Source organism: Streptomyces harbinensis (assembly GCF_900116145.1).
In the GTDB taxonomy this organism is placed as follows: domain Bacteria; phylum Actinomycetota; class Actinomycetes; order Streptomycetales; family Streptomycetaceae; genus Streptomyces; species Streptomyces carpaticus.
In genome coordinates this window covers 111,542-122,939 of the sequence record NZ_FPAB01000005.1, presented here as the reverse complement: position 1 = coordinate 122,939, position 11,398 = coordinate 111,542, and the positions used below count along the sequence as shown (strand labels likewise).

Sequence of the window (11,398 nt, the reverse complement as noted above, 5' to 3'; positions counted from 1 at the left end):
TTCCATGCCCTTCCGGGCTCCGTCCGCGCTCGTCCGGGCGGTCAGACGCGGTAGCCGATGTCCTGGTACCGGGGGGTGGCCAGGCCGAAGGCGCCCACCCCGGCCAGCCCGGCGTCGACCGCCACCAGCTGCGGGCGCTGGAAGAGCGGCAGCGAGCCGGTCAGCGCCCACAGCCGGGCGTCGGCCTGGTTGAGCAGCCGGTGCTGCTCCTCCTCGTCCAGTTCGCCGGCCGCCTGGGCCAGCAACTGGTCGATGTGGTCGGTACCGATCCGGCTGTAGTTCTGCTGGACGGCGAGACCCCCGTCCTTGTCCGGCACCGGCTTGGCGAACAGCGGGGCGGCGTCGGTGGCCGGGTAGCCGCTGGCGGGCCAGGAGTACAGGGCGAGGTCGAAGTCGCCGGTACTGATGTGGTCGCTGAAGAAGGCGTGGGCGGGGACCTCGGTCGGCTCGGCGCGGATGCCGGCGGCGCTCAGCATGGCGGTGATGCGGTCGGCGATCCGGCGCTGCCGGGCGCCGGCGTCCCCGTCCGGGACGACGAAGCGCAGGGTCAGCTCGGTGCCGTGTTCATCGGTACGGACCGGTCCTGCCGCGCGGTCGGCCAGCTCGCGGGCGCGCTCCTCGGCTGCGGCGGCCTCCTCCTCCAGCTGCTCGGCCGTACCGGCGTCACCGTCGCCCTCGCCCTCACCGTCACCGTCACCGTCACCGTCGCCCTCGAGCGTCCGCTGGGCCCCGGCGGCCTGGCGCAGCAGGGCGGCGCTGTGCCCGGCGGCGGCGCTCTCGGCGCTCAGCGGCCCGGCCACGACGGCGGCCGGGGCCTTGCCGTCCGCGGCATCTCCGGCCGCCGGTTCCTCGCCCTCGTCCTCCTCCCCCGGGCCGCCCCTCCAGCCGGCCTCGTCGAGCAGCTTGCCGGCCTCCTCGGTGCTGAAGCCGCCGAGCGCGTCGCTGTTGTCCTGGTAGCCGATCTGGTCCAGGGTCCGCAGATGGCTGCCGAGCGCCCGTACCGGCAGCCCGGCCGGCTCGTGCACCTCGGCGGCCAGCGCCTCGCGGTCGATGGCGCGGGCCACGGCCCAGCGCACCCGTTCGTCCTTCAGCGCGCCGGAGCGGCCGTTGAGCGCGAGCTGGGTGTAGGCGGCGGCGTAGGCGCGGTGGACGGTGTACGCGACGGGCTCGCCGTCCTCCTCCGCCGCGGCGAGGCGGGTGGCGTCGGCCGGCTGGATTTCGGCCACCTCCAGGCTGCCGTCCTCCAGTGCCGCGCCGCGCTCGGCAGCCGGGACGGCGGTGAGGACCAGCTCGTCCAGCAGCGCGGGGTCGGCCCACCAGGTGGCGGAGCGGGTGAGGCTGAGGGTGCCTGCCTCGCGGTCGAGGTCCCCGAGCCCGAAGGGGCCGGCGGTGGCGGGCAGCGTGTCGCGGGTGCCGGTGCCGAACGCGGCGGCGTCCTCGGTGACGGCCTTGGGGTACAGCGGGGTGAACAGCGACTTCCAGTCCGCGTAGGGCTTGTGGAAGGTGACCTGCACCTGGCCGTCGCCGGGCCCCTCGGTGACGGACTCGATCCGGTCGTAACCGGCGTTGCGGGCGGCCGGGTGGCTGCCCTCGCCGCCGGAGAGCGCGCGCCACTGGGCGATGAAGTCGGCGGCCTCCACGGCCCGCCCGTCGCTCCAGACGGCCTGGGGGTGCAGGGTGTAGACGACGGTCTGCCGGGGCTCGCGGGCGGTGATCTCGGCGGATCGGAGGTAGTCGGTGTTCAGCTGCGGCCGGCCGCGCTCGTCCAGGGTGAACAGCGCGGGCAGGACGGCGGCGGCCACCTGGTCGGTGACCGGCCCCGCCTCCGGAGAGAAGGCGTTGAGGGTGGCGGGCAGGTCGGCGACGCCCCAGCGCAGGGTGCCGCCGGTGCGCAGCTCGGCGCGGTCGGCGAGGGTGAGCGACTGCGCGGCGCCGGAGGCTCCGGAGCGGTCGGGCCCGGTGTCGCTGCCGCAGCCGCTGAGGGCGGCGGTCAGGGACAGGGTCCCGGCGAGCAGCAGCGCCAGCGCCCTGGGCCTGGGGCGGCGGGTCACGGGGGGACGCATGCCGATACCTCCGGTGGGCTCATCACACGTATAAAGGGGACCGTCCCACTCAAGGCGAGCCGCCAGGGGCGCGGGCGGCGACACGGCGTGCACGGGGCGGCGCCCACCCGAGCGGCGTACGGGGCCCGGCACCGCGCCGCCGGCGCGCATAGCGTCGAAGGATGCTGCTGCGATGTCTCACCGCACTGGCCGGGGTGACGGCGCTGCTGCTGCCCGCCGAGTACCCGATCGAGCTGGACGGCGCGGGCGGGGTGACCGACCGGGTGCGGGCCCTGGACGGCCGGGAGGAGGAGGTGCGGACGGCCGTCGCGGACGTCGCCGGGGAGGGGCTGCGGCTGTACGTGGCGTACGTACGGGACTTCGCGGGGCTCACCGCGCAGACCTGGACCGACGCCACGGCGGAGCGCAACCAGTTGCCGGCGGAGGCGGTCCTGCTGGCGGTCGGGACGGCGGAGGGCGCGTTCGCCTTCTCGGTGGACGCCTCCTCGGGTCTGACACCGGAGCAGATCGACGAGATCCGGCGCACGGCGGTGGGGCCGGCGGTGGAGCGGCACGACTGGGCCGGGGCGGCGATCAGGGCGGCGCGGGGGCTCGCGGCGGTGCGCGAGGGAGCGCCCGTACCGACCCCCGCGCCGTCGACCGGGCCGGCGAACCCCCGGGGGCGGCGCCGGGGAGCGGGGGGACCCCGGTGGTGCTGCCGATCGCGGTGTTCGCGGCCGGGGTCCTGGTGCTGTGCTATCTGGTGGCACGCGGTGCCCGGGGCGGGCGCGGACCGCGCCGCAAGTGACGACAACCGGCCATTGGGTGGAGGTTGTTGGCCGGTCCGTCGGCCAATCCGTGTGCGCGGGGTGAGGCACAGGCGTATGGTCTGGCATATGCAGACCGGGGGTGAGGAATGAACGACACCAACCTGCGGCCATGGCAGGTGATCCGGCAGGATGAAAACGGCAGTCGCTATCGCATAGGGCATTGCGCCACGCGCGCCGAAGCGCAACGGCTCATCCGGCGCCTCGAAGCCGGCCCCGGCGTACGCCCCCTTCCCGAACCCGGTCGCTATCTCGTCGAACGGGTCGAGGCGGGAGCCCGCACTCCCCGCTGATCCCCCTGCGCCACCCGATGGGTATCGGACAATTGGTCCGATTTATCCGGATACCGTTATCATCCGGAGAAGACGTACCCGAGCGGGGGCAGGAGCGTGTGACGACCAACCCGTCCGAGCCGTCCGGACTCACACCGGTCCCCCCGGCCCGGAGCGACGAGCGCTCACTGCTCGATGTGCTGCGCGTGGCCATCATCATGCTGGACGAGCGCGGCACCATCCGGCTGTGGAGCCCCATGGCCCGCGAACTGCTGGGCTGGCACGACCGGGACGCCGTCGGCCGCCGGCTCACCGAACTCCTCGCCCCCGGCCACGCCCCCGCCACCGTCGGCCGCATCCACGCCACCCTGCGGCAGCGCCGGCACTGGCGCGGCCGGCTCCGGCTGCGCCACCGCGACGGGCACATCATCCCCCTGGAAGGGCGCGCCGCCCTGCTGCTGGACGCCGGCGGCACCCCGTTCATCCTGGCCAACCTGGTGGAGACCTCCCGGATGACCGGCATCGAACAGGACCTGGCCGCCTTCGACGCCCTCTTCACCGCCTCCGCGCTCGGCATCGGCATCTTCGACACCGAACAGCGGCTCGTCCGCGTCAACGAGACCCTCGCCCGCATGCACGACGCCACCCCCGACGACCTGCTCGGCAAAACCCTCCTCGACATCCTCCCCGCCCCCACCGCCCCGCGGATCCACGCCATGCAGAGCGACGTGCTGCGCACCGGCAACCCCGTCACCGACCTGGTCGTCCAGGCCGGCGACGGCGTCCGCGCCCACTCCATGTCCTTCGGCCGGCTCACCGACCGCGACGGCCGCACCGTCGGGGTCAGCTCCACCGTCATGGACGTCACCGCCCGCCGCGAGGCCCTGGCCCGCATCGAACGCGCCCGGCAGCGGCTCGCCATGCTCGACGACATCGGCAGCTCCCTCGGCGACCTCCTCGACGTCCACCTCATCGCCGGCTCGCTCGCCCAGCTGCTGGTGCCCCGGTTCGCCGACTACACCGCCGTGGAACTCCTCGCCCCCGTCGCCGAGGGCAACGACCTGCCCAGCGCCGAACAACTGCCCGACACCCCGGTGCTCCAGCTCGGCACCGCCGCCAAACAGCACAGCGCCCAGACCGACACCGCCCTGGAAGCCGGCGAGACCATCACCTTCGAACCCGGCTCCCCGTTCAGCACCGTGCTGCGCACCGGCCACCCGATGCTCATCGACTCGCTCGCCACCCTCGGCAGCGACTCCCCCAAGGTGCGGGCCGCCCTCGACCTCGGCGTCCACTCCATGCTGATCCTGCCGCTGCGCGCCCGGGGCACCGTGCTCGGCCTCATCATCCTCACCCGCGCCGGACAGCGCGCCGCCTTCGACCGGGAGGACCAGGCGCTGGCCATGGAGGTGGCCGGGCGCGCCGCCATCTCCCTCGACAACGCCCGGCTCTACGCCCGCGAACGCGAATCCGCCCTCACCCTCCAGCGCAGCCTGCTGCCGCAGAGCGTCCCCCAGCCGCCGGGCGTCGCGGTCAGCCACCGCTACGTGCCCGGCAGCGTGGGCACCGAGGTCGGCGGCGACTGGTTCGACGTCATCCCGCTGGCCGGCGGCCGGGTCGCGTTCGTCGTCGGCGACGTCATGGGCCACGGCCTGCGCGCCGCCGCCACCATGGGCCGGCTGCGCACCGCCGTCCGCACCCTGGCCGGCCTCGAACTGGCCCCCGCCGAACTGCTGCGCCGGGTGGACGACCTCAGCGAGGACCTCGCCCAGGCCCCCGACGACCAGCTGTGGGCGACCTGCCTGTACGCGGTGTACGACCCGGCCTCCCGCGAGTGCGTCCTGGCCAAGGCCGGCCACCTGCCGCCCGTCCTGCTCACCCGGGACGACGCCACCGGGCTGTGGTCGGCCGACCCGCTCGACCTGCCCTCCGGCGCCCCGCTCGGGGTGGGCGGGGTGCCGTTCGAGGAACGCCGGATCACCGTCCCGGAGGGCTCCGTCCTCGTCCTGTACACCGACGGACTGATCGAGACCCGCGGCGAGTCCATCACCGTCGGCCTGGAGCGGCTGTGCACGCTGCTGTCCGAGCGCGGCACCCCGGGCGGACCGCTGGACGAACTGTGCGACCGGATCGTCGAGGGCCTCACCCCGGACGCCGGCCCGGGCGGCGGCGCCCCGGGCCCCTCGGACGACATCGCGCTGCTCGCCGCCCGGCTGCACGGGCTGCCCGAGGGCAACGCCGCCGAGTGGATCTTCGCCCCCGAACCGCACGCCCCGCGCAAAGCCCGGCGCGCGGTGCGCCGCGCGCTCCTGGACTGGGACCTGGAACCCCTGGTGGACACCACCGTGCTGCTGGTCAGCGAACTGGTCACCAACTCCCTGCGGTACGCGCACGGCCCGGTCGGCGTCCGCATGGTGCGCGGCACCTCCCTCCTGGTGGAGGTCTCCGACCTGCTCCCCGACCCCCCGCACGAACGGACCTCCGCCCTGCTGGAGGAAGGCGGCCGGGGCCTGCGCCTGGTGGCCCGCCAGTCCCGCCGCTGGGGCACCCGCCAGGGAGCGGACGGCAAGACGGTCTGGTTCGAACTCCTCCTGCCCTGACGGATCACCGCACCGGCAGGTGGTACGCGATCCGGAACCGGTCGGCCGGAACCACCACATCCGCCGTCTCCACCGGCAGCCCGCCGGCCCGGTACGTCCGGGTGATCACCAGCACCGCGTGCCCGGCCAACCCGCCCAGCACCCGCGCCTCGGCCGCCAGCGCGGGCCGGGCGCCGACCTCCTCGGCCACGTTGTCCACCTGGATGTCGATGGCCGCCATCCGCTCCACCACCCCACGCCCGCCCAGCGGCCCCTCCTCCGGCAGCATCACCGGCGTCCGGCCGGTGACCGACAGCGGCTCCCAGGAGGTGGACATCATCACCGGCTCGTTCCCGGTACGGAACACGTACCGCGTACACATCACCGGATCACCCGTCGCGATCCCCAGCCGCCCGGCCACCGCGTCCGGCGCGGTGATCTGCTCGCTCTTCCCCTCCCACGTCCCCCGCACCCGCTCATCCGTCTGCTCCTGCCGGAAGGGCGAGCACTCCCCGATCGTCCGGTACCCACTGCGCGAGATCCGCCGCGGCGCCGGCCGCTCCCGCACATACGTCCCGGACCCGGACCGCCCCTCCACCAGCCCCTCCGCCATCAGCACCTTCCGCGCCTCCAGCGCCACGGTGTCGGACACCCCGTACTGGGCCCGGATGCTCGCCTGAGAGGGAAGCCGGGTGTGCGGCGGCAACCGCCCATCCGCGATCTGCTGCCGCAGATCCTCGGCCACCTTCAGATAAGCGGGCTGCTCACCGAACGGCATAAGCCCTCCCGGCCTTGATCCTGCCTGCTGCTCTTCACAAACAGCAACAGCTTGGCAACGGAGGGTTGCCATCCGCAAGAGCTGGCCACCGAATCACCCGAAGTGATGACCCACTGTGACCAGCACCGTTCACTGAATGATGCGGAGATACCCCGTTCCCGCCCGCACCGCCCCGGATCTGCACCTGGTGGTGAATTGTGCACGGTGCACGGGCGCAAGCGCGCGGAACGGAAGGGGCGCCCGCGTCCTACCACTCATGCCTTTCACGCCGTCAGCTGACGTGCAGTGCATGCCGATACATTTCTGCGCAGACCTTCCAGCCATGCGTTAGCGTTGTCCCGCACCGCGTTTCTCCCCGGAGGGTGTACGCGAGATGGTTGCGGAAATGTGAACTTTCGGTCCGTCGGCTCGGCCCACGGTGCGTTCCCGGCGGGAGCCATCCGGCGCCGTCACCGGCTACGACCGAAGGGACGCGTTCCCCATGGCCACCAACGAGTACACGCCCAAGCCCCGGATCTGGTTCCGTGATGTCCTGGTGGGCATCACAGCGGGCCTCGGCTCAAACCTGATGTGGGCACTGGCGCAGGCTGTGGTGCACCGCCTCGGCTGAGCCGGGGCGGCGGGCGGGCTTCCGGGGCCCGCCCCGACCCTGTCGAGGCCCGGCTAATCTACCGATAGTCATCGCGGCCCGACGGGCTTCCGCTCCGCTTCGGCGGAGCCGCAAGGGACATGCCCCCACCCGCGCGAGTCCACTCGTGCCCGGGGAACCCTGTGCTCCTGCAACTGTCTGCAGCCGAATGCGATCGCCTCATCGTCCCCCGCTCCACCTCGCAGCGCCTCCCGCTCACCGAGCGGCTGATCGGCGCCTACACCTCGGCCAACGGGCGCGAGCCCACCCGCGGTGATGTGGAATCGTGGGACAAAAGCATTCCGGTGGTGGTCAAAGCACTACTGGAAACCGGACGAGGAGAAGTCGAGGTGCAGGTCGAGGTCGACCTGCCCCACACCAACTCGGCGGTCGACCTCGTCCTCTGCGGCCGACACCCGGGCACCGGGTCGGACTCCTACCTGGCCATCGAACTGAAGCAGGTTCGGCATGCGACAGTCGACAGCGCTTGTCCAATCGCCGTGGACCTCGGGTTCGGCGACGGAAAGCACAAGCTCCATCCCGTCCGTCAGATACAGCGTTACTGCGACTACATGGTGCGCTATCTCGCGCACCTGCAGGAGGACCCCGAGCGGCTGAAGGGTGTGGCGCTGCTCCACAACGCACGGGACGCCGGCGTGGAAGCACTCTTCAAGCTGCCCGAGTCCAACCACGGGTTTCTCTACACGCTGGACGACATGGAGCGCTTCCGGCAGTTGCTCGTCGGCAGATTCGCTCCCGCATCCGGGAAACCGGCCGCCGAAGCGCTGCGCCGGGCACGTCGCTACCCACTGCTCAAAGTCACTGACATCGCCCGGCAGCGCTCGGTCAAGAATGGCGGTCTCGAGCTTCTGGACGAGCAGTACGTGGCGTTCGACCGGATCAGCAGACACCTCGAGAAGACCGCTCCACTCACCGGCCTCAAAGTCGGGCTGTTCTACGAACCGACTCCCACCGGGAGCACTTCTGTAGCAGAGCCCAAACGCGTGTACATCCTCCGCGGGGGCCCAGGTAGCGGCAAGAGTGCCGTAGCCCTGCAGTTGCAGCGTGTGTTCAACCAGAAGGGCCACGAAGCCGTGCTCGCGAGCGGATCCCACGCCTACACGGAAACCCTGCGGGAGATCACCAGCAGCACGGCTCGCCGGGGAGAAGTGGCGCAAAAGAAGGCCCTGGCTCGCCGGCTGTACCGCTACTTCAACAGCTTCGCCGATGCTCCGCCGGACAGCGTCGAGGTGCTGATCTGCGACGAGGCTCACCGCATGCGGCGCAATTCGACGCACCGCTACACCCGGAAAGAGGTTCGGGACGACGACCGGCCACAGGCCACGGAGCTGATCAGAGCCGCCAAGGTCCCGGTCTTCCTCCTCGACGACCACCAGTCGATCCGTCCGGACGAGGTCGGAACGGCCCGGTACTTGAAGGAAGTCGCCGAGAGCATGGGGTGCCGGGTCGAAGTGACCGATCTCAGTGGGACCTTCCGAGCGGGAGGCAGTCTGAGGTTCCGGAGCTGGGTGCAGCAGTTGCTGGGGCTGGACGACTCCGACCCGGTGAGCTGGGAGCCCGACGGGCGGATGACGCTCACCGTGGCGGATTCTCCGGAGCAGATGGAGCGCTTCATTCAGGAACGAGGACTCGAAGGGATGACCGCACGCATCACCGCGGGGTTCTGCTGGCCTTGGAGCCCACCCGCGGGGCACACGCTCGTGAACGACGTGCAGATCGGGGACTGGCACCGGCCCTGGAACGTGAAACCCGAGCACACCGTGCCGCACGCGCCCCGGTCGGACGTGTGGGCGACCGATGCCCGCGGCATCGGACAGATTGGCTGCGTCTATACGGCACAGACGTTCGAGTACGACTGGAACGGTGTCATCATCGGCCCGGACCTCCTGTACCGGGACGGCGCTTTCAGGGTGAGCCGGACGGCGTCCGAGGATGGCGCGTTCGACCGAGGAATCGATGACGCGATGGTCACCCGGTGCATTCGTAACGCCTACCACGTGCTGCTGACCCGGGGCGTCGTCGGGACCGTCCTCTATGCCGTGGACCCGGCGACGCACAACGCCCTGCGGGAGCTCATCCCCGGGACGATCGGTATGCAGCACTACGACGGTGCCGAGCCCAGGCTCACCGCCGAAGGATCTCACCTGCCACCTGCTCACAGGAGACGCCGCGGGTAGCCTTGATCCGTCGTAGCTGCGGCCCGCCGGGCTTCCGCTCCGCCGCGCGGAGTCAACGAGGACATGCCCCCACCCGCACGAGTTCCTTCGTGCTGCCCGGGGGCATCCTGTGTTGTTCCGAGACTCCGCCGCCTTGGTCGCTGCCGAGTGCCTCTCCGGCGGGCTCTTCTTCCGCCTGACGGAACAGTTCGCTCATGTGCACGGCCACAGGCCCAGCGCGTCCGAGGTCCGGTCGTGGGAGCGGAGCATTCCCGTCCTGGCGAGTGCCCTGAACGACGCGGGGTTGGGGCAGGTGGAGATGCTCCTGGAGTACGGGCTGCCGCTGAACAGTAAGCGCGCGGACGCCGTACTGGCCGGTGTCCATCCGAGAACCGGGCTGCCGTCGTACGTGATCGTGGAGCTGAAGCAGTGGAGCAGCGCCGAACCGGACGACGATGATCCGTCGCTGTGCCGCGTCGATGCCTACAAGCGCGCGGTGTTGAATCCCGTCGACCAAGTACGCGGTTACTGTCAGTACCTCATCAACTTCAACGGGGCGCTGGCCGAACACCCCGAACGACTCAGTGGTGCCGCGTACTTGCACAATGCCACCGAGTTCGGTGTCGGCGGGCTCTTCGAAGCACAAGAGGATCAGTACGGCCAGCTCTTCATCGGATCACGACGGGCCGAGTTCATCGACTTTCTGCGCTCGAGACTGAGCAGCGCCCCGGGGGTTGCCGCCGCGGACCATCTCATCAACGGAAAGGTCGGGCCGTCCACACAGCTCATGGCGGTCGCGGCCCAAGAGGTCCGTGAGCGCGAGCAATTCGTGTTGCTGGATGAGCAGCAAGTCGCCTACCGCACCGTCCTGAACGCCGTCCGGCGAGCCAAACGGTCGGATCACAAAGAAGTCGTGATCGTCACAGGCGGGCCGGGGACGGGAAAGAGCGTCATCGCGTTGTCACTCCTCGGAGAGCTCTACCGTCAGAAGATCACTGCTCTCCACGCCACCGGCTCCCAGTCGTTCACCACGACGATGAGAAAGGTCGCAGGAACACGGAAGCGCGAGGTGCGGGACCTCTTCAAGTACTTCAACAGCTTCATGACCGCCGAGCACAACGGCCTCGACGTCCTGATCTGCGACGAAGCTCATCGTATGCGGGAAACCTCGGCGAATCGCTACACACCGGCGGTGAACCGCACCGGCAAGGCACAGGTCGAAGAACTCATCGACGCCGCGCGCGTTCCCGTCTTCCTGCTGGACGAGCACCAGGTCGTCCGGCCCGGCGAAATGGGCACGGTCGCGGAAATCGAAGCAATCGCCGCGAAGAAGAATCTGACGTGCCGGGTAGTGTCGCTCGACAGCCAGTTCCGGTGCGGCGGCAGCGAAGCCTATCTCCTCTGGGTGCTGCGCCTGCTGGGGCTGGAGCCGGGAGGTCATGTGACCTGGAAGCCCGACGGCAAGATGCAGCTCCTGATTGCGGACACTCCTCAGGAGTTGGAGGCTCTTCTGGAAGAACGGCGCTCCCAGGGCTACACCGCGCGTATGTCCGCCGGTTACTGCTGGAATTGGACGAAGAAGGTCCCGCCCGGGCAGGCGCTGCCCGCCGACGTGGTCATCGGAGACTGGCGCCGCCCCTGGAACGTCTACGGCGACCGAGCCGTCGGGGGCGCGCCCCCGGCCGCTCTGTGGGCCACGGACCCGGCCGGCTTCGGACAGGTGGGCTGCGTGTACACGGCGCAGGGCTTCGAATACGACTGGAGTGGCGTCATCATCGGCCCCGACCTCGTCTGGCGCGGGGACGGGTGGCACGTCAACCGCGGTGCGTCGAAGGACCCCGTCTTCAAGAAGTCGACACCCGATGAAGACGTCAGCCGACTGATCCGCAACACCTATAAGGTCCTGCTGACCCGCGGCATGATCGGCACCATCGTGTACTCGACCGACGCCGAGACCCGGGCCAAACTGCGGGAGCTGATCGGCGCGGCCTCGAGCTTCGCGGCGGTGTGACGTCTCCGCCTTGCCGGCCGTGCACCTCTGGTACGGCGGCGTCGAGCCGATCCCCAAGACCACTCGGTGCTTGCCGAGATGCCG

8 protein-coding genes are annotated in these 11,398 nt (G+C 70.8%); 6 read left to right on the top strand and 2 right to left on the bottom strand.

Annotated features, from left to right (window positions below; genetic code table 11):
* Window positions 1-41: 41 nt before the first annotated feature.
* Window positions 42-2,063 carry an ABC transporter family substrate-binding protein gene (locus BM385_RS15495; RefSeq protein WP_093843396.1) on the bottom strand — a complete coding sequence of 674 codons (2,022 nt, stop codon included), beginning with the start codon at window positions 2,061-2,063 and terminating at the stop codon, window positions 42-44.
* A gap of 161 nt (window positions 2,064-2,224) precedes the next feature.
* On the opposite strand from BM385_RS15495, the gene BM385_RS15490 reads away from it, so the two are divergent.
* The 3 genes from BM385_RS15490 (at window position 2,225) to BM385_RS15480 (ending at window position 5,741) form a co-directional block, all read left to right on the top strand.
* Complete coding sequence (locus BM385_RS15490; RefSeq protein ID WP_093843395.1) at window positions 2,225-2,962, top strand: TPM domain-containing protein; 738 nt, start codon at window positions 2,225-2,227, stop codon at window positions 2,960-2,962.
* Window positions 2,959-3,162 (top strand): hypothetical protein, encoded by a 204-nt coding sequence (locus tag BM385_RS27830; RefSeq protein WP_078576248.1) that lies wholly within the window; start codon window positions 2,959-2,961, stop codon window positions 3,160-3,162. Before BM385_RS15490 ends, BM385_RS27830 begins: the two co-directional genes overlap by 4 nt.
* Before the next feature lie 98 nt (window positions 3,163-3,260).
* Window positions 3,261-5,741 (top strand): SpoIIE family protein phosphatase, encoded by a 2,481-nt coding sequence (locus BM385_RS15480; protein ID WP_093843394.1) that lies wholly within the window; start codon window positions 3,261-3,263, stop codon window positions 5,739-5,741.
* A gap of 4 nt (window positions 5,742-5,745) precedes the next feature.
* On the opposite strand, the gene BM385_RS15475 is transcribed toward BM385_RS15480, so the two are convergent.
* Complete coding sequence (locus tag BM385_RS15475) at window positions 5,746-6,498, bottom strand: GntR family transcriptional regulator (protein ID WP_019434849.1); 753 nt, start codon at window positions 6,496-6,498, stop codon at window positions 5,746-5,748.
* A gap of 481 nt (window positions 6,499-6,979) precedes the next feature.
* On the opposite strand from BM385_RS15475, the gene BM385_RS27825 reads away from it, so the two are divergent.
* From BM385_RS27825 to BM385_RS15465, 3 genes are all read left to right on the top strand, one after another.
* The gene (locus BM385_RS27825; protein WP_246337935.1) at window positions 6,980-7,108 is read left to right on the top strand and encodes a DUF6408 family protein; all 129 of its coding nucleotides are present in this window, start codon (window positions 6,980-6,982) and stop codon (window positions 7,106-7,108) included.
* 161 nt (window positions 7,109-7,269) lie between these two features.
* Window positions 7,270-9,324: a DUF2075 domain-containing protein gene (locus BM385_RS15470; protein ID WP_254791601.1), complete on the top strand. Its 2,055-nt coding sequence runs from the start codon at window positions 7,270-7,272 to the stop codon at window positions 9,322-9,324.
* 109 nt (window positions 9,325-9,433) lie between these two features.
* Window positions 9,434-11,314 (top strand): DUF2075 domain-containing protein, encoded by a 1,881-nt coding sequence (locus BM385_RS15465; protein ID WP_093843392.1) that lies wholly within the window; start codon window positions 9,434-9,436, stop codon window positions 11,312-11,314.
* The last annotated feature ends 84 nt before the right edge of the window (window positions 11,315-11,398 follow it).